Origin of the sequence: Serinicoccus marinus DSM 15273, from assembly GCF_008386315.1 — a bacterium.
GTDB lineage: Bacteria > Actinomycetota > Actinomycetes > Actinomycetales > Dermatophilaceae > Ornithinicoccus > Ornithinicoccus marinus.
Window position 1 is genome coordinate 729,971 of the sequence record NZ_CP043808.1, and the last position, 25,144, is coordinate 755,114.

Here is a 25,144-nt window from a genome sequence, read left to right on the forward strand (position 1 = left end):
CTCCCGACGGTATGCCCAGCCACGCTGGGCCGCATGGCGAAGACCCCTGAGCGCCCCGTCCGCCTCGGCGTGCAGATCCAGCCGCAGCACGCGGCACACCCGCAGATCCGGGAGACCCTGCGCCGCGTCGAGGAGGCGGGCGTCGACGTGGTGACCACGTGGGACCACTTCTTCCCGCTGACGGGCGAGCCCGACGGCTACGACTTCGGCGAGATCGAGGTGTCGGTCGCCGGCGGCGCGCTCGACGGTCCCGGGCCGGGGCAGGCGGCGCAGGACCTGTATGCCGAGGGCGCACGGCTCGTCACGGTCACCACGAGCGGCCCGGACCACCCGCTCGACCAGCTCGACGCCTGGCTCGCGTGGCGGGACGAGCGGAACGGCTGAAGCAACCATTCGCGGCGCTCGGTGGGCTGAGGGCAACCCTTGGCGGCGCTCGGTGGGGGGGAGCGGGGTCGAGCGCCTACCCTGGCTGCCATGACCTCACGCCACGACGGCCGTAGCGCCGACCAGCTCCGCGAGATCCGGATCACCCGCAACTGGCTCGACCACGCCGAGGGCAGCGTCCTCGTGGAGTTCGGCAAGACCCGGGTGCTGTGCGCCGCGTCGTTCACCGGGGGCGTCCCGCGCTGGCGCAAGGGCAGCGGCAAGGGCTGGACGACGGCGGAGTACGCCATGCTCCCGCGCTCCACGCACACCCGTTCGGACCGTGAGTCGGTCAAGGGTCGGCTCGGGGGCCGGACGCACGAGATCAGCCGGCTCATCGGCCGCTCGCTGCGCGCTGTCGTCGACCTGGACGCCCTGGGGGAGAACACGATCCAGCTCGACTGCGACGTGCTGCAGGCCGACGGCGGCACCCGTACGGCGGCGATCACCGGCGCCTACGTCGCGCTGGTCGACGCCGTCGAGACGGCCCGCGCCAAGGGGCTCATCGCCAAGAAGGCCGAGCCCATCACCGGCTCGGTCGCGGCCGTGAGCGTCGGCGTCGTCGCGGGTGAGCCGGTGCTCGACCTGGACTACCCGGAGGACTCGACCGCCGAGACCGACATGAACGTCGTCATGACCGGCGACGGCCGCTTCATCGAGGTGCAGGGCACCGCCGAGGGCACCCCTTTCGACCGGGAGCTGCTCGACGCGCTGCTGGACCTGGCCGCCGAGGGCTGCGCCGAGCTGACCGCCCGCCAGGCCGCCGCCTTCGGGGCCGACGACATGGCCGGGTCGGACAGCCACGAGGCGGGCGCCGACGTGGACCAGGGCCCACCCACGTGGTGAGCGACCCCACCTCGGGCGCGGACCGTCCTGGCCAGGTCGTCCTCGCCACCCGCAACCCGGGCAAGGTGGGCGAGCTGCGCGACATCCTCGCGGGCGTGCTCGACCGGGCCGGGCTCGAGCTCGTCGGGCTGGACGCCTTCCCCGGGCTCGAGGACGTCGTCGAGTCCGGCGTCACGTTCGCGCAGAACGCCCTGCTCAAGGCCAGGTATGCCGCAGCCGCCACGCGCGTTCCCGCGCTCGCCGACGACTCCGGGCTGGCCGTCGACGTGCTGCACGGTGCGCCGGGGATCTTCTCCGCCCGCTGGTCCGGCCCGCTGGGCGAGGCCACCGGCCGCAGCAAGGACGAGGCCAACAACGATCTGCTCCTGGCCCAGCTCGCCGACGTGCCCGACGAGCACCGCGGGGCGGAGTTCGTCTGTGCGGCGGCGCTCGTGCTGCCCGATCGCCGCACCCCCGAGGCGGTCGTCGCCGCCGGGGGCGCCGGCCCTCAGGTGCCGGGGACCGAGTGGGTCCGTGAGGGCCGGTGCCGCGGCGTGCTCGGCCGGGAGCCGCGCGGGAGCAACGGCTTCGGCTACGACCCGCTGCTCGTCCGCCCGGACGGCCGCACCCTCGCCGAGCACACGGCTGCGGAGAAGCACGCGATCTCCCACCGCGGCGAGGCCTTCCGGGCACTGGCCCGAGACCTGGAGGCCCTGCTCGGCCCCGACGCCGGACCGTGGTCGGGATAGCACGACCGTCATCAGCAACGTCGGCGATGACGGTCGTGCCAGGCCGTGGTCACTCCCGCAGTGAGGCGTGGTCGCTTCCCGGGTGAGGTGCAGGACGGGGCGCGCGACCCCATACCCTTGTCCCTTGACCCGTGGTCACCTGCGACGAAAGACACCCCACGATGGCCCACCAGTGGCGCGGCGTGATCGCCGAGTATGCCGACCGCCTGTCCGCCTCGATCACCGAGCAGGTCGTGACCCTGCGCGAGGGCGGGACGCCGCTCATCCCGGCCGAGCACCTCAGTGAGCTCGTCGGGGCCCAGGTGCACGTGAAGTACGAGGGTCTCAACCCCACCGGCTCGTTCAAGGACCGTGGGATGACCGCGGCCATCAGCGACGCCGCGCGGCAGGGCGCGAAGGCCGTCATCTGCGCCTCGACCGGCAACACCAGCGCGAGCGCCGCGGCCTACGCCACGAAGGCCGGGATGGAGTGCGGCGTGCTGGTGCCCGACGGCAAGATCGCGATGGGCAAGCTGAGCCAGGCCATCGCCGGGGGCGCGACGCTCATCCAGGTGCAGGGCAACTTCGACGACTGCCTCACGCTCGCGCGCAAGCTGGCCGAGGCCTACCCGGTCGAGCTGGTCAACTCGGTCAACCCGGCCCGGATCGAGGGGCAGAAGACCGCCGCCTTCGAGGTCGTCGACGCGCTCGGCGACGCCCCGGACATCCACTGCCTCCCGGTGGGCAACGCCGGCAACATCACGGCCTACTGGAAGGGCTACGGCGAGTATGCCGACCCGCAGGCCCCCGGCGCCGGCGGCACGGCCCCCGCCTCGCGCCGACCGCGCATGTGGGGTTTCCAGGCCGCCGGGGCCGCACCGATCGTCAAGGGTCACCCGGTCGACGACCCGGAGACCATCGCGACCGCCATCCGTATCGGCAACCCGGCCTCCTGGGAGCAGGCCGAGGCGGCCCGCGACGAGTCGGGAGGGCTCGTCGACGCCGTCACCGACGAGGAGATCCTCGCCGCGCACCGGCTGCTGTCCTCGCGCGAAGGGATCTTCGTCGAGCCCGCGTCGGCCGCCTCGGTCGCCGGGCTGCTGAAGCGGCACGCCGCGGGGCAGGTCCCGGCCGGCGCCACGATCGTGTGCACGGTCACCGGACACGGGCTCAAGGACCCGCAGTGGGCGCTGAAGGGGGCCGACGGCAGCGACGTCGACCCGGTGCGGGTCTCGGTCGACGTCGTCAGCGTCGCCGACGCCCTCGGGCTGGAGTGATGGCACCGCTCACCCCCGGCGCGACCGCCCGGGTGCGGGTGCCGGCCAGCAGCGCCAACCTCGGCCCGGGCTTCGACAGCGTCGGGCTGGCCCTCGGGATCTGGGACGAGTATGCCGTCGAGGTGCTGCCCGAGGCGGGTGCCCTGGAAGTGGTGCTCGCCGGGGAGGGTGCGGACGACCTGCCGGCGGACGAGCGGCACCTCGTCGCGTCCCGGTTGCGGGAGGCGCTGCAGGCCTGCGGGGTCGGCTGGCTCGACGGCTACGGGCTGCGGCTGACCTGCGCCAACACCATCCCGATGGCCGCTGGCATGGGCAGCTCGGCGACGGCGATCGTGGGCGGCTTGGGGCTCGGCTTCACGCTGGTGCGCGGCGGCGACCTGACCGAGGCCGACCTGGGCCTCGTCAACACGCACGCCGGAGTCGCCGAGGGGCACCCCGACAACTCCTCCGCCTCCGTCCACGGCGGGCTCACCGTGTCGTGGATGCCCAGCGCCCAGGTGGTGCGCACCGCGCGGCCCCCGCTGCACCCCGACGTCGTGCCGGTCGTGCTGCTGCCGGAGGGGCAGCGCCTCGACACGGCCACCGCCCGGGCGGTGCTGACGCCCACGGTGCCCCGGTCCGACGCGGTGCGGCAGGCGGGCCGGGCCGCGCTGCTCGTGCACGCGCTGACCAGCGACCCCACCCTGCTGCTCGACGCCACGAGCGACTGGCTGCACCAGGAGCAGCGGCGCGAGGCCTACCCCGTCACGATGGGGGCGGTCGACACCCTGCGGGCCCTCGGGCACGCAGCCGTCGTCTCGGGGGCCGGCCCGACGGTCCTCTGCCTCACGACCGCCGACCTCCTCACCACGGTGCTCGCCGAGGCCCGCTCGTGGGGACGCGGCTGGCGGGTCCTGACCCCGGGCATACCGAGCACCGGGCTGCACGTGGTGACCGACGCGGCTGGCTAGGCTGGTCCCTCACGCGCTCGTGGTGGAACTGGTAGACACGCAGGATTTAGGTTCCTGTGCCTTGTGGGTGTGCGGGTTCGAGTCCCGCCGAGCGCACCGCACGCTGGTGCGGCTCCCTGTGACCTGGGCGTCGCCATGGTGACGCCTGCGTCACCAGCGAGCGCACCACCAGGCGCACAGGTATACCCTCAGCCGGCTCCCGGCAGCTCGACGCCGAGCTGCCGGGCCAGGGAGGCGACGTGGCCCTTGGCGCGCACGTTGTACTTCGCGACCTCGACGACACCCTGCTCGTCGAGGACGAAGGTCGAGCGGATGACGCCGACGACGGTCTTGCCGTAGTTCTGCTTCTCGCCGTAGGCCCCGTAGGCGGTGAGCATCTCCTTGCTCTCGTCGGACACGAGCGGGAAGCCGAGCGACTCCTGCTCGGCGAAGGTCGCGAGCTTGCCCACCGGGTCGGGGGAGACGCCGACGACCGCATACCCCTCGCGGGTGAAGACCGCCTCGTTGTCGCGGAAGTCGCAGGCCTGCGTCGTGCAGCCCGGCGTCATCGCGGCGGGGTAGACGTAGAGGACGACCTTGCGGCCGGCGAGGTCGGCGAGGCTCAGCTCGCCGCCGTCGGCGGTGGGCAGGGTCCAGGCGGGGGCGGGCTGACCAGGCTCGAGGCGGGGCACGGGGGTCCTTTCGACGTCACCAACGGGGCAGGCCTAAGTTATCGTCTCAGCAGACAGCACGACCACGTCGACCCGAGGACTTCACCACATGGCCAACAAGCAGCCTGCCCGCTCCGTCAAGGAGATCGAGGCCGACATCTCGGCGACCCGCAGCCGGCTCGCGCGCACCGTCGACGAGCTGACCTACCGGGTGAGCCCGGACACCATCAAGGCCAACGCGGTCGCGTCGCTCAAGGGCAAGGTCAACGACGCGACCATGGACGCCGAGGGCAACCCGCGCTTCGACCGGCTCGCGACCGTGCTCGGGGGCGTCGCCGTCCTGGCGGTCACCCTCGGCAGCCTGCGTCGGGTCTTCAACCGCAGCTGAGCGGTATGCGGGGGCCGCGCCGCGGCTGCGTGATCAGGCCCGCTCGCGCACCCGGCCGGCGCTCGCCTCGGGGGAGAGGTCGAGCCGCCGCAGCAGCTGGGCGTTGAGCGCCACGACGACCGTCGAGGCCGACATGAGAATGGCGCCCACGCTCATGGGGAGCACGAAGCCCACGGGGGCGAGGATCCCGGCCGCGAGCGGGACCGAGAGCAGGTTGTAGCCGGCGGCCCACCAGAGGTTCTGCGTCATCTTCCGGTAGCTCGCGCGGGAGAGCTCCACCACCGACAGCACCGACCGCGGGTCGGAGCCGGCGAGGACGACCCCGGCACTGCCGATGGCCACGTCCGTGCCGGCGCCGATCGCGAGACCGACGTCGGCCTGGGCCAGGGCCGGGGCGTCGTTGACGCCATCGCCTACCATGGCCACGGTGCGGCCCTCGGCCTGCAGCTCGGCGACCTTGTCCGACTTGTCCTCGGGGCGGACCCCGGCGAAGACCCGGTCGATGCCCAGCTCGCGGGCGACCGACTCGGCCACCGCTCGGGCGTCACCGGTGATCATGACGACCTCGACGCCCTGCGCGTGCAGCGCGTCGACCGCCTCGCGGGACTCCTCGCGGACGCCGTCGGCGAGCCGGAGCGCGCCGGCGACCTCGCCGTCGACGACGACGTGCAGGATGATCGCGCCCTCCTCCCGCCAGGCGTCGGCCGCCGGCAGCTCGTCGAGTCCCTCCTGCTCGAGGAGGTAGGGGCCACCGACCTGCACCGTCGTCCCGTCCACGGTGGCGCGCACCCCCACCGCGGGTGAGGAGGAGAAGTCGGCCGCGCGCGGCAGGTCGAGGTCGCGGTCCTGCGCGGCGCGGACGATCGCGCGGGCGAGCGGGTGCTCGCTGTCGGCCTCCGCCGCGGCGGCGAGCCGGAGCAGGTCGTCCTCGCCGGCCTCGCCCGCGGGCTCCACGGCGGTGACCCGGGGCTCGCCCTCGGTGAGCGTGCCGGTCTTGTCGAAGAGCACCGTGTCGACCCCGCGCATCGCCTCCAGCGCCAGCCGGTCGGTGACGAGCACCCCTCCGCGGGCCGCCCGCTCGGTCGCGATCGAGACCACCAGCGGGATGGCCAGACCCAGCGCGTGCGGGCAGGCGATGACCAGGACGGTGACCGCCCGCACGACGGCGGAGTCGGGCATACCGAGCGTCGACCACACGATCGCCGTGACGACCGCGGCGACCAGGGCGAACCAGAACAACCAGCCCGCGGCGCGGTCGGCGAGCCGCTGGGTGCGGGTCGAGGAGGACTGCGCATCGCTCACCAGGCGCTGGATGCCGGCGAGGGTCGTCTCGTCACCGGTCGCGGTGACCTCGACGCGGAGGCCGGAGTCGGTCGCGACCGTCCCGGCGACCACGTCGTCGCCCTGCTCGCGGCGCACCGGGGTGGACTCACCCGTGACCATCGACTCATCCATGCTGGCCGAGCCGTCGACGACGCGACCGTCCGCGGGCACGGCGGCCCCGGGGCGCACGACGACGACATCGCCGACCTCGAGGTCGGCGGGGGAGACGGTGACCGTGGTGTCGCCCTCGACCTTCTCCGCCTCGTCCGGCAGCAGGGCGGCGAGGCTGTCCAGGGCCGAGCTCGTGGCGGCCAGCGAGCGCATCTCGATCCAGTGGCCGAGCAGCATGACGACGACGAGGAGCGCCAGCTCCCACCAGAAGTCGAGGCTGCCGTCGAGCAGGCCGAGCGTGGCCCCCCACGACGCGAGGAAGGCGACGGTGATCGCCATGCCGATGAGCAGCATCATCCCCGGCTGCCGCGAGCGGAGCTCCGCGATCGCCCCGGTGAGGAAGGGCCGCCCGCCCCAGGCATACATCACCGTGCCGAGCAGCGGCGAGACCCAGCTCACCCAGGCGGCGTCGGGCAGGTGGTAGCCGAGCAGGTGCGCGAAGGCCCCGCTCGCGAGCACCGTGGGGACGGCCAGGACGAGCATGATCCAGAAGAGCCGGCGGAACTGCGCCACGTGGTCGCCGTGCCCGCCGTGGCCCGCGTGCTGCTCGTGACCACTCTCCCCCTCGCTCGCAGGGTGCTCGTGCCTGCCGTGGCCCTGGCCCGCATGCTCGCCGCTGTCGTGCTGCTGTTGCGTGTGCTGGGCGTGCTCCATAGCCCGACCATATACCCCTAGGGGGTATATGTCAACCAGCTCACGGACCCGGGCAAGGCTCTGCATCGTAGGCAGCGTCGAGAAGGTTGCTTGTGGTGCAGAACGTTGCCCAGGTCCCGTCGCTGACGCCCGGACAGGGCATACCGGGGTGTGCGGCGGCCGCCAGGTCGTGCGCTGGCGGGGTATGCCGGCGTGCCTGCTCAGGCGGCGCTGCCCCGCACCGTCAGGACGGGACGCGTGCTGCTGACCTGCTCCGGGACGACCAGACCCATGGAGTTGCCGTAGTCCAGGCGGGGGCAGACCAGGACCGTGTCACCTGAACGGAAACCGGCGGTGCCGCGAGGCAGCGTGAGCCGCACGCTGATGTCGCCCCGCGTCAGCACCACGACCTCGTCACGAGACCCCGACGTCCCGACTCGCTCGACCCTCGCCTCGACCAGCGGACCTCCCGGCCGCCGGACCCAGACCGGCCCGAGGAAGAGGTACTGCATCAGCCCCACCCCACACATGATCAGCGCGGCGAAGATCAGGGACTCACCGAGCGGTCGGTCCAGCAGCCAGAGCTGGAAGCCGAGGTAGAGGAGGAAGGCGCAGGGGAGCGACAGCGCCAGGAGCAGCCGCATCCGTCGCGCCTCGGCCCGCAGGATCCGCCGGGCCTCGTCCTCAGACATGGGGTCTGCGCTGTCTCGCCTGCTCACGCTCACCTCCTGCGTCGTCCTGGCGCGCCGGTATGCCCGTCCGGTCGCGCCGCGGCCTCGACCGCCTCAGACCGGCTGCCGACGACGTCTTGCATCAGACCGAAGGACCGGGCGGCCCGGACCAGGACGATCCGCTCGCCCGGCGCGATCCGCGGCGCGGCCCAGACCTGCTGACCGGCCCGGAGGCCCAGGGTCGAGTCGGGCCGCCACGTCACCTCGTGCCGCTCGCCCCGCACCGTCACCGTGCCGCGCTCCTTGGCCGTGACGACACCCGGCTCGACCTCGGTGGCGTCGAGTGCCGAGGAGCGGGTGGCCCGTCGGCGGCGCTCGGCCCAGGCCCACACCACCACGAAGACGGTCGCGTAGATCGTCGAGAAGATCGCCGCCTCGGCCACGGGATCGTCGGCCCACACGGCACGGAAGACGAACATCAGGCCGCCGAGCACGACGAACATGAACGCCAGCTCGCCGCGGGACGCCCGGTGCGACACGCCTCGCGCCAGCGTGCGGAGGGCCTCTCGTTCGTCGCGCTGCGGGGCCACGTCAGCCCACGGCGTCGCGTGCGGCGACGAAGGCGTCGACGCAGGCGCGCACATCCTCCTCGGAGTGCGAGGCCGACAGCTGAACCCGGATCCGGGCCTGCCCCTTGGGGACGACGGGGTAGGAGAAGGCGATGACGTAGACACCGCGCTCGAGCATGGCGTCGGCGACCTGGCTGGCCGTCCTCGCACCGTCCTCGCCGGGGAACATCACCGGCACGATCGCGTGCTCGCCGGGCAGCAGCTCGAAGCCGGCCTCGCCCATGAGCGACCGGAAGAGCTCGGCGTTGCGCCGCAGCTGCGCGCGCGGCTCGTCGCTGTCGCGGGCGATCTCCAGGGCCTTGAGCGAGCCGGCGACGACCGAGGGGGCGACGGCGTTGGAGAAAAGGTAGGGCCGGGCCCGCTGCTTGAGCAGGTCGACGATCTCCTGGTGCGCCGCGACGAAGCCGCCGCTTCCGCCCCCGAGGGCCTTGCCCAGGGTGCCGGTGACGATGTCGACCCGGTCCATGACGCCGCACGCCTCGTGCGACCCGCGGCCCCCCTCGCCGACGAAGCCGGTGGCGTGGCTGTCGTCGACCATGACCATCGCGCCGAACTCCTCGGCCAGGTCGCAGATCTGCTCCAGCGGCGCGAGGTAGCCGTCCATCGAGAAGGCGCCGTCGGTGACGACGAGCACCCGCCGCGCCCCGCCGTCCCGCGCGGCCTGCAGCTGGGTGCGCAGGTCGTCCATGTCGCGGTTGGCGTAGCGGAAGCGCTGTGCCTTGGACAGCCGCACCCCGTCGATGATCGAGGCGTGGTTGAGCTGGTCGGAGATGATCGCGTCGTCCTTGCCGCAGATCACCTCGAAGATGCCGCCGTTGGCGTCGAAGCAGGACGGGAAGAGGATCGAGTCCTGCGCGCCCACGAAGTCGGCGATCGCCCGCTCCAGGTCGCGGTGCTGGGTCTGGGTGCCGCAGATGAAGCGGACCGAGGCCATCCCGAAGCCCCAGTCGTCCAGCGCCTGCCGCGCGGCGCCCACGACGTCCGGGTGGTCGGCGAGCCCGAGGTAGTTGTTGGCGCAGAAGTTCAGCGCCTCGCCGGCCGTCGTCGCGATGTGCGCCGACTGCGGCGTGGTGATCTGCCGCTCGGCCTTGGTGAGCCCGTCGGCCTCGATCTGCGCGAGCTCCTCGCTCAGCTGGTCCTTGACATCGGCATACATCTGATCGCTCCTAGCTCCAGTCCATGATGATCTTGCCGCCCTGCCCCGCGCGGGCGGCGGCGAAGGCGTCCTGCCACCGCTGCGCGGAAAAGCGGTCGGTGATGACCGAGCGCACGCGGTCGCGCAGCAGCTCCGAGCTCTGCAGCATGGCGGTCATCTTGTACCACGTCTCGTACATCTCGCGGCCGTAGATCCCCTTGAGGGTGATCATGTGCGAGATCACCTTGCCCCAGTCGATCGCGAACGGCTCGGCGGGTATGCCCAGCATCGCCACCCTGGCGCCGTGGGTGCAGTTGTCGATGAGCTCGGCCATGGCGCGCGGGTTGCCCGACATCTCCATCACCACGTCGAAGCCCTCGTCCATCCCGAGCCGCTCCTGCGCCGTGGCGATGCGGTCGCGGGAGACGTCGACGCCGAGGTCGGCGCCGACGCGGCGGGCCAGCTCGAGCCGCGCCTCGGAGACATCGGTGACCACGACATACCTCGCGCCGGCGTGCCGGGCGATGGCCGCCGCCATGACGCCGATCGGCCCGGCGCCCGTGATGAGCACGTCCTCGCCCTCCAGCGGGAACGACAGCGCGGTATGCACGGCGTTGCCGAGCGGGTCGAAGACCGACCCGAGGTCGGGGTCGATCAGCTCCGGCTGCACCCAGACGTTGGTGTGCGGCACGACGACGAAGTCGGCGAAGCAGCCGTCCCGGTTGACCCCGAGGTTGGAGGTGCGCACGCACATGTGACGCCGGCCGGCGCGGCAGTTGCGGCAGACGCCGCAGACGACGTGGCCCTCGACCGAGCATCGCTGCCCGACCTGCAGGCCGTAGCGCTCGTCGGTCGGCACCCCGTCGCCGAGCTCGACGATCTCGCCGTAGAACTCGTGGCCCACGACGAGCGGCGGCTCAAGCATCGAGGCGGCCCAGTCGTCCCACGCCTCGATGTGCAGGTCGGTGCCACACAGCCCGGCGCGCAGCACCCGGATCTTGACCTCGCCCGGTCCGGGCGTCGGCTCGGGCACGTCGGTGAGCTCGAGTCCCGGCCCGGCGCCGGGCTTGATCAGGGCGCGCATGGGTCCATCTTGACGCATGGGTCAAGCCGCGACGTACCCACCGGGCGTCGCGAATGGTTGCCCTGCACCTGACCGGGCGTCGCCTGTGGTTGCTTCTGACCCGTTGCCCGGTGCCGGACCCGGCGAGCGCGCCACTACGGTGGCTGCGTGAGCTGGGAGACGCGCGTCGGGTGCTACGTCTGGGTCGAGCGTGACGGAGCGGCCCTGCTCACCCACTGGCGCGGCGGGCGGATGCCCGACGGGCGCGCCCTGCGTCCCGGATGGACGCTCGTCGGTGGGGGTATGCAGTGGGCCGAGAGCCCCGAGCAGGCGGCGGTGCGCGAGGCGCGCGAGGAGAGCGGCTACGACGTCGCGGTGCACGAGCTGCTGACCGTGCAGTCCCACCCGATCGCCGCTCCTGATCGAGCTGTGGCGGGATCGCCGCCCCTCACCCTGGTGGACGTGGTCTTCCGCGCCGAGGTCGTCGGGGGCGCGCTCGCGGCGGAGCGGGACGGCTCGACCGACGACGTCCGGTGGGTCCCGCTGGAGGAGATCGACTCCCTGCCGTGCTCGACCGTCGTCGACCGCGGCTGGCGGGCGGCGGCTGGGCCCGGATTGCGGCAGCCGCTGCTGCCCGACGGGCACCCGGTCGACGAGGAGGCGGTCGGCCGGATCCGTGCGCAGGTCGACGCGAGGACGCCCGAGGGGGTGCTGGTCGTGGCGATCGACGGGCCCAGCGGGTCGGGCAAGACGATCCTGGCCACCGCCCTCGCGCGCGACCTGGGGGCACCCCTGGTGCAGATGGACGATCTCTACGCCGGGTGGGACGGGCTCGCCGACGCGCCCGCCCGCCTGGCCGAGCAGGTGCTGGAGCCGCTCGCTCGCGGTGAGCGGGCGGCATACCGACGCTGGGACTGGCACGCGGACCGGTGGGGTGAGGAGGTCGCCCTCGATGTCGGCGCGGGTGGCGTGCTGGTCGTCGAGGGCTGTGGGAGCAGCGTCGGTGCGGCGGGGGAGCAGGCTGACGTGCGCGTCTGGGTGGACGCGGACCGCGACGTGCGGATGCGGCGGGGGATCGCGCGGGACGGGGAGACCTTCCGCCCGCACTGGGAGCGCTGGGCGGACCAGGAGCAGCAGGTCTTCGGCGCCGACGGCACACGCGAGCGCGCCGACCTCATCCTCGACACCACCCCGGCGCCGCGCTGACCGTCGATGTCGCGCCCCGGCGGGACTTCCGCGGTCACCGCGGGCGCCCCGACCGGCGAAGTGCTGCCCCGGCAGACATTCCACGGTCACCGCGGGCGCCCCGACCGGGGAAGTCCTGCCCCGGCAGGCATTCCACGGTCACGCTCTGGGACTTCGCACGGATTTCGTCGCCCGACTGACCCGGTGGTAAAGTTCTGCGCTGTTGCGCGCCTATAGCTCAATTGGCAGAGCAGCTGACTCTTAATCAGCGGGTTCGGGGTTCGAGTCCCTGTGGGCGCACCACATCGAGAGCGCCTCGGCATCACGCCGGGGCGCTCTTCGCATCCCCGGAGGTGTGTCCTCAGCCCGCCCAGGCGGCGGCGACCAGCCGGCGCAGGGCGGTCTCGTCGACGTCCTCCAGCTGGTTGACGTAGATGCAGCCCTTGCCCAGCTTCGTCGTCCCGAGAGCGTCGACCAGGTCCTCGTGCGAGCCGTAGGACTGCAGGCCGTAGAGCGTGATCGCGCCCTTGCGCGGGGAGAATCCGACGCGCATGGTGTCGCCCTCGCGGCCGGTGGCGTACTGGTAGTGCGCCTCCCCGAACCCGACGATCGACGGGCCCCACATCCGCGGTGGCGCGCCGGTCACGTCCTCGAAGATCTCCAGCAGGCGCAGCCCCTGCTCGACCCGGCGCGGCCAGGGCAGCTGTGCGATCCACTCGCGCGCGGAGTCGCCCGACGGCGCGGTCTTCGCCTCCGCCGATCTGCCCGCCGCGAGCGGCGCCTCCCCGCGATCCGTGGCCGTCCACGAGGCGTGCCCGCCGTCCAGCGCGAGCCCCTCCTGCTCCATCGCCTCCTGGAGGCGAGTCAGCCCGACCTTCCCGACCCCGTGCAGGTGGAGGAGCGCCGTGCGCGACTGCCCGTCGAGGTCGGCCAGGGTGGTGAAGCCGGCCTCCGCCAGGGCCGAGCGCATCGGAGCGGACAGGCCGGGGGTCTCGGCGATCGTCATACTCATGAGCAGGAGCCTAGATCTCGGCACCGACAGACCGTGCCGACCGGCGCCGCCCTGACCGTGCACGCCCGCACGGGGTCGCGCCGCCCTGCCCCTGTCGGACCCGCGTGCCAGACTGGCCGACGTCACCGACAGCACGCACGAGAGGGCGCGATGAAGACCGACTGGAAGGCCGTGGGCAAACGGACCCTGGCCGAGTTCACCGGCGACAAGGGCACCGACCTGGCCGCCGCGCTGACCTACTACTCGATGATGTCGATCTTCCCGATGATCCTGGCGATGTCGACCTCGCTCAGCTTCATCGACCAGGGTGAGGCCACGACGGAGGCGATCAGCGACCTGGGCTCGGAGCTGGGCCTGCAGCAGGACACCATCGACACCATCACGGCCTACCTCGCCAGCATGAGCGAGAGCGAGGCCGGAGGCGTCCTGCTCATCGTCGGTCTGCTCGGCTCGCTGTGGTCGGCGTCGAACTACGTCAACGCCTTCAGCCGGATGATGAACACCGTCTACGGCATCGACGAGGGACGGCCGATCTGGAAGCTGCGACCGTGGCTGCTCGCCCTCACCGTCCTGGTGATGCTCATGCTCATGACGATCGTGCTGTCGGTGACCCTCTCGGGCACCCTGTCCGAGGCGATCTTCGGTCTCGTCGGCCTCGACGAGACCGCCACCATGGTCTGGAACATCGCCAAGTGGCCGGTCATCCTCGTCATCCTCATGACCATCGTCAGTCTGCTCTACTGGGGCACCCCCAACGTCCGGCAGCCCAAGTTCCGCCTGCTCGCGCCGGGCGCGATCCTCGCCGTCATCATGGCGATCCTGGCCGGGGCGGGCTTCTTCGTCTACGCCATGAACGCCGGCAGTTACAACGCCACCTACGGCGCCCTCGGTGGTGTCATCATCCTGCTGCTCATGGTCTGGCTCATCAACACCTCGCTGGTCATGGGGGCCGAGCTCGACGCCGAGATCGAGCGCGGCAAGGAGCTCGCCGCCGGGATGGCGGCCGAGGACGAGATCCTGCTGCCGCCGCGCGACGTGGAGGGCACGGAGAAGAAGGAGGCCAAGCAGGCCGAGGTGGTCCGCGAGGCGCGGGAGACGCGCATGCAGGCCGCCGCGGACCTCGAGGCCGCGGGGGAGGAGCCCGGGCTGGAGGGTCGCGAACCCTCGCGGCGTTGAGCCGTCCCCGCGACCACGCTTCTGATGACCGCCGCGTTTCTCGGGCACACCCCGGAGGCGCTACGATGGTCGGCGTTGCCCGGGCTCGCCCGCAGGCAGCATGGTGGGCGTAGCTCAGCAGGTAGAGCATCGCGTTGTGGTCGCGAGGGTCGCGGGTTCAAACCCCGTCGCTCACCCCGAGAGAAGGCCCCGGCAATCGTGCCGGGGCCTTCGTCGTGCTCGGGGTGGGTATGCCGCGGGGCGTCGGCTCAGGCCGGCGCCGTGCCCTCGGTGTGCCGCGCCGCGATCTCCTTGAGCGTGGTCGAGTCCAGCCCGGGCAGCTCGCGGAAGAGCGCCTCGCGGTAGTAGCGCAGCTCGGCGATGCTGTCCCGGATGTCGCCGAGCGCGCGGTGGCCGCCGGTCTTGGCGGGGGCCATGTAGTAGGCGCGGGGGTACCACCGCTTGGCCAGCTCCTTGATCGAGGAGACGTCGACGATCCGGTAGTGCAGGTGCGCGTCCAGCTCGGGCATGTCGCGCGCGAGGAAGGCACGGTCGGTGCTCACCGTGTTGCCGCCCAGCGGCGCCTTGCGCGCCTCCGGGACGTGCGCACGGACATACTCCAGGACCTGGCGCTGCGCCTCCTCCAGGGTGATGCCGCTCTCCAGCAGGGGGAGGAGCCCGGAGGCGGTGTGCATCGTGCGCACGAAGTCGCCCATCTGCTCCAGCGCCTCGTCCGGCGGCCGGATCACCACGTCGACGCCGTCACCGAGCACGGTCAGCTCGGAGTCGGTGACGAGGCAGGCCACCTCCACCAGCGCGTCCGCGACCGTGTCCAGGCCGGTCATCTCGCAGTCGATCCAGACGATCCGCTCACCACTCACGGCATCCAGGGTAGGCGCTCGTGTCCCGGTAGCCTCAGGCCCATGGTCTTCCAGCCCACGCCGCCGAGCAGCTCGCTGCCCGGCTCCTCCGCCGGCAGCGGCGCCCCCGGCACGTCCGGCGACTGGCACCAGGTGATGTCCTTCCAGCAGCCGCAGGGGCCGACGCCGCCCAACGCCACGCGGCGCCCGGTCATCCGTCGCGTGCTGCTCTGGAGCGCCGTGGTGAGCGTCTTCGGGCTGGCCGCGCTCGCCATGACCCTCATCGTCACCACGGCGGTCGGGCTGCAGGCCGCGATCCTCGGCATGTTGAGCGCCTCGCTCGCGCTGGGCATCGTCATACCCCTCTTCATCTGGGTCGACCGGCTCGAGGCCGAGCCCGCGCGCCTGCTGTGGTTCGCCTTCCTCTGGGGCGCGCTGATCTCCACGCTCGCGGCGCTGCTGCTCAACGAGCTCGGCGTGACGGTCCTCGCGGGCACCGGGGCCGACCCGCTCGTCGCGGGCGCCGTCCTCGTGGCCCCGCTCACCGAGGAGGTCGCCAAGGGACTCGGCGTGCTGCTGATCTTCCTCTTCGCCAGGCGGGAGTTCAACGGTGTCACCGACGGCATCGTGTATGCCGGCATCGTCGCCGCGGGCTTCGCCTTCGTGGAGAACATCCTCTACCTGGGGCAGACCTTCCTCGAGGCCGGCGCCCCCGGGCTGGTCGGATTGTTCATCATGCGCTGCCTGGTCAGCCCGTTCGCCCACCCGATGTTCACCGTCTGCACCGGTCTGGCGCTCGGGCTGGTCGCCCACCGTCGCCGGGCCAGCTCCGCCTGGGTCGTGCTCGTCGGTCTGGCGTGCGCGGTCTTCCTGCACGCGCTGTTCAACTACAGCGCGGTCGCCGCCTCGGAGTACTACCTCGTGCTCTTCCTCGTCGTCCAGGTCCCGCTCTTCATCGCCTTCCTGCTGCTGCTGCGCTGGGCCCGCAACCGCGAGTCCCGGCTCATGCGCGACGCGCTCACGACCTACGGCATGGCCGGGTGGTACACCACCGCCGAGGTCGCCATGCTCGCCAGCCCCGGCGAGCGTCGCCGGGCGCGCCGCTGGGCCGGCGGTGTCGGGGGCAAGCAGGCCGAGAAGGCGATGGAGGCCTTCCAGGACGAGAGCGGGGAGCTGGCGATGGTGCGCAAGCACCTGATCTCCGGCGGCCCGGACCCGGTGTGGCAGGCGCGCGAGAAGCGGATCCTCGACGCCGTCACCGCGCACCGGCGGGTCTTCGTGCCCCAGGCCTGAGCACGCCTGTGCCTCATCCTGTGACTCGAGCGTCGCTAGAGGCACGCCCGCGTCACGAGGAGAGGCACGAGCGTGGGGGAGCGCTCAGGCGTCGCGGGCCTCGACCTTGGGCTGGCTGATCTCGACCCCGGGGACCGAGAGGTCCTTGAGGGCCTTGGAGACGCCCGCCACCAGGCTGGAGGCGGCGCGCTCCTCCTCGCGGATGTCGTGCGGGGACAGCGAGTCGTCAGGGGTGTCCTGCTCGACCGACTCCACGAGGGCGTCCTCGTCGGTGATGTCGGCCTCCAGGGTGATGGTGAGGGTGTGCTTGCTCATGCCTCCAGCGTCCCCGATCGCGCCGGGGTGTGCGACCTGGACGGGCCCCGGGCGACGACCCGGTCGGGCCGGACCCGGGCGCCTGCTCCGATCGGTGCCCCCGGCGCGACTCGAACGCGCAACCGACGGATTAGAAGGCCGTTGCTCTATCCATTGAGCTACGGGGGCCGGAGCGTCCCAGTCTAGTGCGCGCTCCTCTAGGATCGGTCGCCATGAGCACACCCTCGGGGGCGCAGGAGGCCCTGGCGCCGCTGCGGGACCAGATCGACGACGTCGACGACCAGGTGATGGAGCTGCTCGCGCGCCGGCTGGAGCTCGTCTCCCAGGTGGGGGAGGTCAAGGGGCGGCACGGGCTGCCGATCTACGACCCCGCGCGGGAACGCGCGATGATCGCCACGAAGCGCGAGCGCGCCGCCGAGCGCGGCCTGCCGCCCGACCTCGTCGAGGACGTGCTGCGCCGGTGCATGCGCGAGGCATACACCCACGAGAAGAACATGGGCTTCACCCGGCAGGCACCCGACCTCGGCCCGGTCGTGGTCGTCGGCGGGGCGGGGCGGATGGGCGCGCTGTGGGGGCGGATGTTCGCGCTGTCCGGGTATGACGTGCGCGTCGTCGAGCGCGACGACACCCCCGAGCAGGTCGCGGACGCGGTGCACGGTGCCGGGATGGTGCTCGTCTCGGTGCCGATTCACGACACGGTCGGGGTGGTGCGCGGCCTGCCCGCGCTGCCCGCCGACTGCCTGCTCGTCGACCTCACCTCCACCAAGCGGGAGGTCATGCGGGCGATGCTGGAGACCCACCCCGGGCCGGTGCTGGGGATGCACCCGATGTTCGGCCCCGACGTCGACAGCTTCGCCAAGCAGGTCGTCGCGGCGGTGCCGGGACGCGACCCGGGCGCGAGCACCTGGTTGGTCGAGCAGGTGCGGCTGTGGGGCGCCCGCGTGCACGAGGTCGACGCCGACGAGCACGACCACGCGATGGGTCTGATCCAGGCGCTGCGGCACTTCTCGACCTTCGCCTACGGCTGGCACCTGGCGCACGAGGACCGCGACCTCGACACCCTCCTCGCGCTGTCCTCGCCGATCTACCGGCTCGAGCTGGTCATGGTCGGCCGCCTCTTCGCGCAGGACGCCGAGCTCTACTTCGACATCATCACCGGCTCCTCGGACGCGCTGGAGCTCATCGAGCGCTACCACCGGCGCTACGCCCGGGCCATCGAGCTGTTGCGCACCGGCGACCGCGAGGCCTTCGTCCGGCAGTTCGGCGAGGTCGAGGAGTGGTTCGGCGAGCACGCCGAACGCTTCCTCGGGGAGTCCAAGGCGCTGCTGGCGCACGCCGACGCGACGCGCAGCTGAGCGGCCCGGCGGTTCGTCTTGGTGGACGGCGGCGCGAGGGCCACACTAGGGCCGTGACTTCGGACCCCGCTGCGCTGCTCGCTGCTGTCGAGAGGCTCCGCTCGGGCGCCGGGGAGGTCGCGCTCCCGCTCGACCTGGACGGCGCGCAGGAGGCCCGCACGGCCCGCCGCGAGCTCGAGCAGCAGCTCGACGACTACGTCCTGCCGCGGCTGCGCTCCCTCGACGCGCCGCTGCTCGCCGTCGTCGGCGGGTCCACCGGCGCCGGCAAGTCGACGCTGGTCAACACTGTCGTCGGCGAGGAGGTCAGCCGGGCCGGCATCCTGCGGCCGACGACGAAGGCCTCGGTGCTCGTGCACCACCCCGACGACGCGCGCTGGTTCACCGACACCAGGGTGCTGCCCGGGCTGGCCCGGGTGCGCGGCGACGCGGCCGAGGTCGAGGACCCGGGAGCGGTGCGGCTGGTGGCCGCGGACGCGCTCCCCGCCGGGCTCGCGCTCCTGGACGCTCCCGACATCGACTCGGTGGTCGAGGCCAACCGCCAGCTCTCCAAGCAGCTGCTCTCCGCCGCCGACCTGTGGCTCTTCGTCACCACCGCGTCCCGGTATGCCGACGCCGTCCCGTGGGGCCTGCTGCGCGAGGCCAGCGAGCGCGGGACCTCGGTCGCCATCGTGCTCAACCGGGTGCCGCCGGAGGCGATGGAGCAGGTGCGGGTGCACCTCGCCACCATGCTGCGCGAGCAGGGCCTCGGGCAGTCCCCGATCTTCACCGTCCCCGAGGTCGACCTCGACGACGGCGCCATCCCCGGCAAGCAGAGCGAGCGGCTGCGCGGCTGGCTGCACTCGCTGGCCAGCGACGCCCGGGCACGCTCGGTCGTCATCCGCCGCACCCTCGCCGGCACGCTCGGCTCGCTCGATGCCCGCGCGCAGGCGCTCGCCACGGCCGGCAGGCACCAGGTCGAGGCGCTGGGCTCGCTGCAGCAGGCGCCGGAGCAGGCATACCGGGACGCGCTGGAGTCGGTCGGCGAGGGAGTCCAGGACGGGTCGCTGCTGCGCGGCGAGGTGCTCGCGCGCTGGCACGAGCTGATCGGGACCGGTGAGTTCTTCCGCTCGATCGAGGCGGGCGTCGGGCGGATCCGTGACCGGCTGGCCTCCTTCTTCACCGGCAAGGAGGTCACCTCCGAGCCGCTCGGCGAGGCGCTGCAGACCGGGGCCGCGGCGCTCATCACCTCGCACGGGCAGGTCGCCGCCAGCACCGCCGCCCGCGCGTGGAAGCAGGCGCCCGGTGGCCGCGGCCTGGTCGAGGGGCACCCCGAGCTCGGCAAGGCCTCGCCGGACTTCACCGAGCAGGTGGAGCGGCTGATCCGCGACTGGCAGCGCGACATCCTGGAGATGGTCAAGGAGGAGGCCGGGTCGCGGCGCACGACCGCGCGCTACCTCGCCTTCGGCGTCAACGGGCTCGGCGTCCTGCTCATGGTCGTCGTCTTCAGCGCGACCGCCTTCATCCCGACCGGGGCCGAGGTCGCCGTCGGCGCCGGCTCGGCCGTGCTCGCCCAGCGCCTGCTGGAGGCCGTCTTCGGCGACGAGGCGGTCCGTCGGATGGCGGCGCGTGCCCGCGACGACCTCGTCGTCAAGGTGCGCGGCCTGTATGCCGCCGAGCAGGCCCGCTTCGACGGCGTGCTGGCGGAGTCGGTGCCGGTGTCGCCGGAGCCGATCGAGGAGCTGGAGTCGGCCGCGGCGCAGGTCGAGGGGGCACGCTGATGAGGAAGGGCAAGGGCAACGCCATCGCCGAGCACTCCGTCGTGGAGCGTTCGGAGCACCTGTCCACCGCGCTGGACGTCGGTGGGCCCGAGCTGGAGCAGGAGTCCGCCGGTGCCGCCCGGGAGGTGCTCGGCCGGGTCGGTGAGCGCTGGGCGATCGCCGGTGGCCGGACGGTCGTCGCGCTCGCCGGCGCCACCGGCTCGGGCAAGTCGAGCCTCTTCAACGCCCTGACCGGCGAGGACGTCTCCGCGATCAGCCCGCGCCGCCCCACCACCGCGGAGGCCGGGGCCGCCGTGTGGGGCGACGAGGACGCCGCCGAGCTGCTGGACTGGCTCGGGGTGGCCACCCGCCACCACGTGACGATGACCGAGGACAACGCCGGGCTGGACGGGCTGGTCCTCGTCGACCTGCCCGACGTCGACTCCCGCGAGCTGCGGCACCGGGTCGAGGCCGACCGCATCCTGGAGCGGGCCGACGTCTTCGTCTGGGTCGCCGACCCGCAGAAGTATGCCGACGCCCGGCTGCACGACGACTACCTCCGGCCGCTGCGCCACCACGACGCGGTCATGCTCGTCGTGCTCAACCAGGTCGACCGGATCCGCGAGGAGGGCGGGGTCGAGCAGATCGCCGCCGACCTGCGCCGCCTCGTGCAGGCCGACGGGGCCGGCGAGCACGACATCATCGCCACCTCGGCGCGGACGCAGCAGGGCATACCCGAGCTGCGCGACCGGATCGGCGAGGTCGTCGGTGCGCGTAACGCGGCCGAGGCGCGCCTGGTGGCGGACCTGCGCTCCAGCGCCGGCCGGGTGCGCGAACGCGGGACAGCCGGTGAGACCCCCGAGCTGGGGCAGGAGGCCGACCACCGGCTGCACCAGGCGCTCACCGTCGCCTCCGGCGTCCCGGTCGTGCTCGACGCGGTGGACCGCGACTACCGCCGCCGGGCTGCCGCACGGACCGGCTGGCCCTTCACCCGCTGGGTCGCCGGGCTGCGCCCGGACCCGTTGCGCCGGCTGCGGCTCGGCGACGACTCACCCGGTGAGGCCGGGATCGCGCCCTCCGACGTGCGCGCCGTGCTCGGCCGCTCCTCGCTGCCGAGCCCGACGCCGGCCGCCCGCGCCAACGTGCAGCTCGCCACCCGACGCCTGGGTGAGAACGTGGGCGGGCAGCTCCCGCAGCGCTGGGCGGACGCGGTGCTCGAGGCGGCCAGCCCGCCGGAGGACACCCTCGCCGACGCGCTCGACCAGGCGATCGTGGGGGTGCCGCTGCGCACCCGCACCCCCTTCTGGTGGTCGGTGCTCGGCATGCTGCAGCTGCTCTTCGCCGCGACCGCGGTGGCCGGGCTGCTGTGGCTCGTGCTGCTGGTCGTCCTGGGCTGGCTGCAGCTCCCGGTGGACGCGCCCTTCTGGGGCCCGGTGCCGATCCCGCTGGCGCTGCTCGTCGGCGGGGTGCTGGCCGGGCTGCTGCTCGCCCTGATCGGCCGGCTCGCGGCCGGGGTCGGTGCCGCGCGACGCCGGCGGCACGTGCAACAGGTGCTCGACGACGCCATCGACGAGGTCTCCTACCGGCACGTGCGCAAGCCGGTCATGACGGTGCTGGACCGGCACGAGAAGACCCGCACCCTGCTCGACCAGGCTGCCGCCTGACGCTCCCGTCCACACCCTGCACCGGGCGCGGCGGTCGTCCACAGATCCCGGTATGCCGGTAGTCACCGGCGTCCGGGATGGTCAGGGTGGGGGCACGCCCGCATCCGCGGGTGGGACGTCCAGGAGGGGAACGCACCATGATCAACGAGATGACCGTCACCGTCGCCGGCAACCTGACCCGCGACCCCGAGCGCAAGGTCAGTCACGCCTCGGGCAAGCCGTTCGCCGTCGTGCCGATCGCGGTCAACCGACGGCGCTTCGATGCCGGCCAGGAGGCCTGGATCACCGAGGACACGACGTATGTCGACCTGCAGTGCTTCCGGGGGACAGGGGCCACCGCCCTGGCCAGCTTCCGCAAGGGGGACCCGGTCCTCGCCCACGGCAAGCTGGCGCTGCGCGAGTGGAAGGCCGGCGACGCGAGCGGCACGCGCGTCAGCGTCACCGTCGACAGCATCGGGCACGACGTGACCTTCGGGGTGAGCAGCTTCACCCGGGGCAAGGTCGCCTACGACCCCGACCCGACGAGCGCCCACGACCAGGCCCCGCCGGAGCACGGGGGCGGCGGGGTCGTCGGGGCGCTGGAGGAGAGGACCGGCGGGCCGGTCGCCTCGTCCGAGGAGGTGCCCGACGGGGAGGTGCCCGACGCGGAGATCGCGACCGACGCGGACGGCGTGGTCCAGGACGACCAGCAGGCCGACGCCGCCCTGGCCCGCAGCGCCTGAGCGCGGGCGCGGCGGGCCGGGCCCGGAGATTCGGACTCGGCCCGCCCGCCCTTATACCCTGGCGGCATGGCCGAATTCATCTACACCATGACGCGCGCTCGCAAGGCGCACGGCGACAAGGTGATCCTCGACGACGTGACGATGTCTTTCTACCCCGGCGCCAAGATCGGCGTCGTGGGGCCCAACGGCGCGGGCAAGTCCACGATCCTCAAGATCATGGCCGGCATGGACCAGCCGTCCAACGGCGAGGCCCGGCTCACCCCCGGCTACTCGGTGGGCATCCTCGAGCAGGAGCCGCCGCTCAACGAGGACAAGACCGTGCTCGGCAACGTCGAGGAGGGGCTCGGCGAGATCAAGCAGAAGGTCGACCGCTTCAACGCCATCGGCGAGGAGATGTCGTCGCCCGACGCCGACTTCGACGCCCTCATGGCCGAGATGGGCACGCTCCAGGAGGAGATCGACCACGCCGACGCCTGGAACCTCGACGCCCAGCTCGACCAGGCGATGGACGCGCTGCGCTGCCCCCCGGGGGACAGCGACGTCACCGTCCTGTCCGGTGGTGAGCGCCGCCGGGTCGCCCTGTGCAAGCTGCTGCTGTCCAAGCCGGACCTGCTGCTGCTCGACGAGCCCACCAACCACCTCGACGCCGAGTCGGTGCAGTGGCTGGAGCAGCACCTCGCGTCCTACCCGGGCGCCGTCCTGGCCGTCACCCACGACCGCTACTTCCTCGACAACGTGGCGCAGTGGATCGCCGAGGTCGACCGCGGTCGGCTCTACCCCTACGAGGGCAACTACTCCACCTACCTGGAGAAGAAGCGCGAGCGGCTGGCCGTCCAGGGCAAGAAGGACGCCAAGCTCGCCAAGCGGCTGGAGAACGAGCTGGAGTGGGTCCGCTCCAACCCCAAGGCCAAGCAGACCAAGAACAAGGCGCGCCTGGCCCGCTACGAGGAGATGGCGGCCGAGGCCGAGCGCACCCGCAAGCTCGACTTCGAGGAGATCCAGATCCCGCCGGGCCCGCGGCTGGGCAGCCAGGTCATCGAGGTCAAGAACCTCACGAAGGGCTTCGGCGAGCGCACCCTCATCGACGACCTGACCTTCACGCTGCCGCGCAACGGCATCGTCGGGGTCATCGGCCCCAACGGCGTCGGCAAGACCACGCTGTTCAAGACGATCGTCGGGCTCGAGGAGCCGGACGCCGGGGAGGTCAAGGTCGGTGAGACCGTCGAGATCTCCTACGTCGACCAGTCACGCGGCGGCATCGCCGCCGAGAAGTCCCTCTGGGAGGTCGTCTCCGACGGGCTGGACTTCATCCAGGTCGGGCAGGTCGAGATCCCCAGCCGCGCCTATGTCAGCCAGTTCGGCTTCAAGGGCCCGGACCAGCAGAAGAAGGCCGGGGTGCTCTCCGGCGGTGAGCGCAACCGCCTCAACCTCGCCCTCACCCTCAAGGAGGGCGGCAACCTGCTGCTGCTGGACGAGCCGACCAACGACCTCGACGTCGAGACCCTCGGCAGCCTGGAGAACGCGCTGCTCAACTTCCCCGGGTGCGCCGTGGTCATCAGCCACGACCGGTGGTTCCTCGACCGCGTCGCGACCCACATCCTGGCCTACGAGGGCACTGACTCCGAGCCGGCGAACTGGTACTGGTTCGAGGGCAACTTCGGCGCCTACGAGGAGAACAAGGTCGAGCGCCTCGGCGTCGAGGCCGCGCGACCGCACCGGGTGACCCACCGCAAGCTCACCCGCGACTGAGCGACTGAGCGACTGAGCCTCGTGGACCGGCCACCCGGTCCGCACGGTATGCCCCGCCGCCCCCGCCCCCAGCCCCCGTTGCCGCCGCGTGACGGGCTGGGGGCGGCGCGCGTTCGGATGCCCCTGGAGGCTTCCTGGGAGAGCGTCGTGGCCTTCCTCGTCGAGCGCACCGGCGACGAGGACGGGATCGCCCGCCGCCTCGCCGTCGGCGAGATCCACCTCGCGGACGGCACCCGTGTCGATCGCGGGACGGCATACCGGCCGGGCGGGGTGGTCCACCTCTACCGCGACCTGCCGCAGGAGGTGCCGGTCCCGTTCGAGGTCGACGTCCTCGAGCACGACGAGGGCACCGGGCTGCTGGTCGTGGACAAGCCGCCCTTCCTGGCGACGATGCCCCGCGGCCGGCACGTCGCGGAGACCGTCGTGGTGCGGCTGCGTCGGGCGCTGGACCTGCCGGAGATCGCGCCGGTCCACCGCCTCGACCGGCTGACCAGCGGCGTGCTGCTCCTCACCACCCGCGCCTCGGCCCGCGCCGCCTACCAGCGGATGGTCCAGGCCGGCGGTCTGCGCAAGACCTACGAGGCGCTCGCCCCCGCCCGAGACGACCTGGACCTCCCGCTCACCGTCCGCACCCGGATCGTCAAGGAGCGCGGCTCGCTGCAGGCCCGCTCGGTCGCGGGAGAGCCGGACGCGGTCACCCACGTGGAGCTGCTCGGCGAGCGTGCGGGTCGTGGGCACTACCGGCTCACGCCGCAGACCGGCCGCACCCACCAGCTCCGGGTGCACCTCGCCGGGCTCGGCATGCCCATCGACGGCGACCCGCTCTATCCCACGGTCCGGCCGGTCGACCCCGACGACCTCGGCACGCCGCTGCAGCTGCTCGCCGTCGGGCTGTCCTTCGTCGACCCGGTCACCGGGCAGGACCGCGACTACGCCTCGCGGCGGCGGCTGCCCATCAGCGGTGTCGACGGCTCAGCGTGACCGCGAGCGCAGCATCCCGAGCAGCGGTGAGCCGGCACCCATGAGGAAGCCGAGGTCGTACCAGTTGCCGGCACGCATCTCGTTGTAGAAGGGGAACTGCTCCCACGCGCCGAAGACGTGCGCGATGAGCACCACCCACGCCGTCAGGCCGTTCCACACACCCCACAGCAGGTCGCTCCACCACATCGCCGGTGTCCTCTCGCTCGTCCGTCACGGGCGGTCGGCCACCCACGGGTGCGGCCGACCGGTCG

At 72.6% G+C, this 25,144-nt stretch carries 25 protein-coding genes and 4 tRNA genes; 18 read left to right on the plus strand and 11 right to left on the minus strand.

Features of this window, described 5'->3' with window-relative positions; translation table 11 throughout:
* Window positions 1-33: 33 nt before the first annotated feature.
* From FU792_RS03595 to FU792_RS03620, 6 genes are all read left to right on the plus strand, one after another.
* Window positions 34-384 carry a hypothetical protein gene (locus tag FU792_RS03595; RefSeq protein ID WP_022924321.1) on the plus strand — a complete coding sequence of 117 codons (351 nt, stop codon included), beginning with the start codon at window positions 34-36 and terminating at the stop codon, window positions 382-384.
* Between the two features lie 90 nt (window positions 385-474).
* Window positions 475-1,269 (plus strand): ribonuclease PH, encoded by a 795-nt coding sequence (rph, locus tag FU792_RS03600; protein ID WP_022924320.1) that lies wholly within the window; start codon window positions 475-477, stop codon window positions 1,267-1,269.
* Window positions 1,266-1,997, plus strand: a complete 732-nt coding sequence (locus FU792_RS03605) for a non-canonical purine NTP pyrophosphatase (protein WP_033418674.1) — start codon at window positions 1,266-1,268, stop codon at window positions 1,995-1,997. The genes rph and FU792_RS03605 overlap by 4 nt, the downstream gene beginning before the upstream one ends.
* A 161-nt stretch (window positions 1,998-2,158) precedes the next feature.
* Window positions 2,159-3,253 (plus strand): threonine synthase, encoded by a 1,095-nt coding sequence (thrC, locus tag FU792_RS03610; RefSeq protein WP_022924318.1) that lies wholly within the window; start codon window positions 2,159-2,161, stop codon window positions 3,251-3,253.
* Window positions 3,253-4,203 (plus strand): homoserine kinase, encoded by a 951-nt coding sequence (locus tag FU792_RS03615; protein WP_022924317.1) that lies wholly within the window; start codon window positions 3,253-3,255, stop codon window positions 4,201-4,203. Before thrC ends, FU792_RS03615 begins: the two co-directional genes overlap by 1 nt.
* Window positions 4,204-4,216: 13 nt before the next feature.
* Window positions 4,217-4,299, plus strand: a tRNA-Leu gene (locus FU792_RS03620).
* Window positions 4,300-4,391: 92 nt separating this feature from the next.
* Here FU792_RS03620 and FU792_RS03625 read toward each other — a convergent pair.
* Window positions 4,392-4,874, minus strand: a complete 483-nt coding sequence (locus tag FU792_RS03625) for a peroxiredoxin (RefSeq protein ID WP_022924316.1) — start codon at window positions 4,872-4,874, stop codon at window positions 4,392-4,394.
* A gap of 88 nt (window positions 4,875-4,962) precedes the next feature.
* On the opposite strand from FU792_RS03625, the gene FU792_RS03630 reads away from it, so the two are divergent.
* On the plus strand, window positions 4,963-5,241 hold the full coding sequence (locus FU792_RS03630) for a DUF3618 domain-containing protein (RefSeq protein WP_022924315.1): 279 nt from the start codon (window positions 4,963-4,965) through the stop codon (window positions 5,239-5,241).
* 33 nt (window positions 5,242-5,274) lie between these two features.
* Here the strand turns inward: FU792_RS03630 and FU792_RS03635 are convergent, their stop codons facing one another.
* The 5 genes from FU792_RS03635 to tdh form a co-directional block, all read right to left on the minus strand.
* The gene (locus FU792_RS03635) at window positions 5,275-7,389 is read right to left on the minus strand and encodes a heavy metal translocating P-type ATPase (protein ID WP_022924314.1); all 2,115 of its coding nucleotides are present in this window, start codon (window positions 7,387-7,389) and stop codon (window positions 5,275-5,277) included.
* Between the two features lie 200 nt (window positions 7,390-7,589).
* Window positions 7,590-8,060: a hypothetical protein gene (locus FU792_RS03640; RefSeq protein ID WP_022924313.1), complete on the minus strand. Its 471-nt coding sequence runs from the start codon at window positions 8,058-8,060 to the stop codon at window positions 7,590-7,592.
* 29 nt (window positions 8,061-8,089) lie between these two features.
* Window positions 8,090-8,578 (minus strand): hypothetical protein, encoded by a 489-nt coding sequence (locus FU792_RS03645; protein ID WP_022924312.1) that lies wholly within the window; start codon window positions 8,576-8,578, stop codon window positions 8,090-8,092.
* 52 nt (window positions 8,579-8,630) lie between these two features.
* Entirely contained in the window at window positions 8,631-9,824 is a 1,194-nt protein-coding gene (locus FU792_RS03650; protein ID WP_022924311.1) for a glycine C-acetyltransferase, read from the minus strand.
* Window positions 9,825-9,834: 10 nt separating this feature from the next.
* Window positions 9,835-10,887, minus strand: a complete 1,053-nt coding sequence (gene tdh / locus FU792_RS03655) for an L-threonine 3-dehydrogenase (protein ID WP_022924310.1) — start codon at window positions 10,885-10,887, stop codon at window positions 9,835-9,837.
* Window positions 10,888-11,034: 147 nt separating this feature from the next.
* Here tdh and FU792_RS03660 point away from each other — a divergent pair, with 147 nt between their 5' ends.
* Both FU792_RS03660 and FU792_RS03665 read left to right on the plus strand, forming a co-directional pair.
* Window positions 11,035-12,072, plus strand: coding sequence for an NUDIX domain-containing protein (locus tag FU792_RS03660; protein WP_022924309.1), 1,038 nt, complete (start codon window positions 11,035-11,037; stop codon window positions 12,070-12,072).
* 206 nt (window positions 12,073-12,278) lie between these two features.
* Window positions 12,279-12,354, plus strand: a tRNA-Lys gene (locus FU792_RS03665).
* Window positions 12,355-12,412: 58 nt separating this feature from the next.
* Here FU792_RS03665 and FU792_RS03670 read toward each other — a convergent pair.
* Window positions 12,413-13,063 (minus strand): DUF1801 domain-containing protein, encoded by a 651-nt coding sequence (locus tag FU792_RS03670; protein WP_237141462.1) that lies wholly within the window; start codon window positions 13,061-13,063, stop codon window positions 12,413-12,415.
* Between the two features lie 150 nt (window positions 13,064-13,213).
* Between FU792_RS03670 and FU792_RS03675 the strand changes: the two genes are divergently transcribed.
* Together FU792_RS03675 and FU792_RS03680 are read left to right on the plus strand one after the other, a co-directional pair.
* Window positions 13,214-14,239 carry a YihY/virulence factor BrkB family protein gene (locus FU792_RS03675; protein ID WP_052327760.1) on the plus strand — a complete coding sequence of 342 codons (1,026 nt, stop codon included), beginning with the start codon at window positions 13,214-13,216 and terminating at the stop codon, window positions 14,237-14,239.
* A 103-nt stretch (window positions 14,240-14,342) separates the two neighbouring features.
* Window positions 14,343-14,415 (plus strand) — tRNA-His (locus tag FU792_RS03680).
* A 72-nt stretch (window positions 14,416-14,487) separates the two neighbouring features.
* Here FU792_RS03680 and orn read toward each other — a convergent pair.
* Window positions 14,488-15,099 (minus strand): oligoribonuclease, encoded by a 612-nt coding sequence (orn, locus tag FU792_RS03685; protein WP_022924307.1) that lies wholly within the window; start codon window positions 15,097-15,099, stop codon window positions 14,488-14,490.
* A gap of 42 nt (window positions 15,100-15,141) precedes the next feature.
* Here orn and FU792_RS03690 point away from each other — a divergent pair, with 42 nt between their 5' ends.
* Window positions 15,142-16,371: a PrsW family intramembrane metalloprotease gene (locus FU792_RS03690; protein WP_022924306.1), complete on the plus strand. Its 1,230-nt coding sequence runs from the start codon at window positions 15,142-15,144 to the stop codon at window positions 16,369-16,371.
* Between the two features lie 84 nt (window positions 16,372-16,455).
* Here FU792_RS03690 and FU792_RS03695 read toward each other — a convergent pair whose 3' ends face one another.
* Together FU792_RS03695 and FU792_RS03700 are read right to left on the minus strand one after the other, a co-directional pair.
* Complete coding sequence (locus FU792_RS03695) at window positions 16,456-16,686, minus strand: hypothetical protein (protein WP_022924305.1); 231 nt, start codon at window positions 16,684-16,686, stop codon at window positions 16,456-16,458.
* Window positions 16,687-16,781: 95 nt separating this feature from the next.
* Window positions 16,782-16,854: transfer RNA gene (locus tag FU792_RS03700), tRNA-Arg, on the minus strand.
* A gap of 44 nt (window positions 16,855-16,898) precedes the next feature.
* On the opposite strand from FU792_RS03700, the gene tyrA reads away from it, so the two are divergent.
* The 6 genes from tyrA to FU792_RS03730 all read left to right on the plus strand — a co-directional run bounded on the left by tyrA (window position 16,899) and on the right by FU792_RS03730 (window position 24,893).
* Window positions 16,899-18,041, plus strand: a complete 1,143-nt coding sequence (tyrA, locus tag FU792_RS03705) for a bifunctional chorismate mutase/prephenate dehydrogenase (protein WP_022924304.1) — start codon at window positions 16,899-16,901, stop codon at window positions 18,039-18,041.
* Window positions 18,042-18,094: 53 nt separating this feature from the next.
* Window positions 18,095-19,798: a dynamin family protein gene (locus tag FU792_RS03710; protein ID WP_022924303.1), complete on the plus strand. Its 1,704-nt coding sequence runs from the start codon at window positions 18,095-18,097 to the stop codon at window positions 19,796-19,798.
* A complete protein-coding gene (locus FU792_RS03715; RefSeq protein ID WP_022924302.1) occupies window positions 19,798-21,441 on the plus strand; it encodes a YfjP family GTPase in 1,644 nt (547 codons plus the stop codon). The genes FU792_RS03710 and FU792_RS03715 overlap by 1 nt, the downstream gene beginning before the upstream one ends.
* Window positions 21,442-21,578: 137 nt before the next feature.
* Complete coding sequence (locus tag FU792_RS03720) at window positions 21,579-22,163, plus strand: single-stranded DNA-binding protein (protein ID WP_022924301.1); 585 nt, start codon at window positions 21,579-21,581, stop codon at window positions 22,161-22,163.
* Between the two features lie 66 nt (window positions 22,164-22,229).
* Window positions 22,230-23,912, plus strand: a complete 1,683-nt coding sequence (gene ettA, locus FU792_RS03725; RefSeq protein WP_022924300.1) for an energy-dependent translational throttle protein EttA — start codon at window positions 22,230-22,232, stop codon at window positions 23,910-23,912.
* Between the two features lie 117 nt (window positions 23,913-24,029).
* Window positions 24,030-24,893, plus strand: a complete 864-nt coding sequence (locus tag FU792_RS03730) for a pseudouridine synthase (RefSeq protein ID WP_022924299.1) — start codon at window positions 24,030-24,032, stop codon at window positions 24,891-24,893.
* Here FU792_RS03730 and FU792_RS03735 read toward each other — a convergent pair.
* Window positions 24,885-25,079: a hypothetical protein gene (locus FU792_RS03735; RefSeq protein WP_022924298.1), complete on the minus strand. Its 195-nt coding sequence runs from the start codon at window positions 25,077-25,079 to the stop codon at window positions 24,885-24,887. The genes FU792_RS03730 and FU792_RS03735 overlap by 9 nt on opposite strands.
* Window positions 25,080-25,144: the final 65 nt, after the last annotated feature.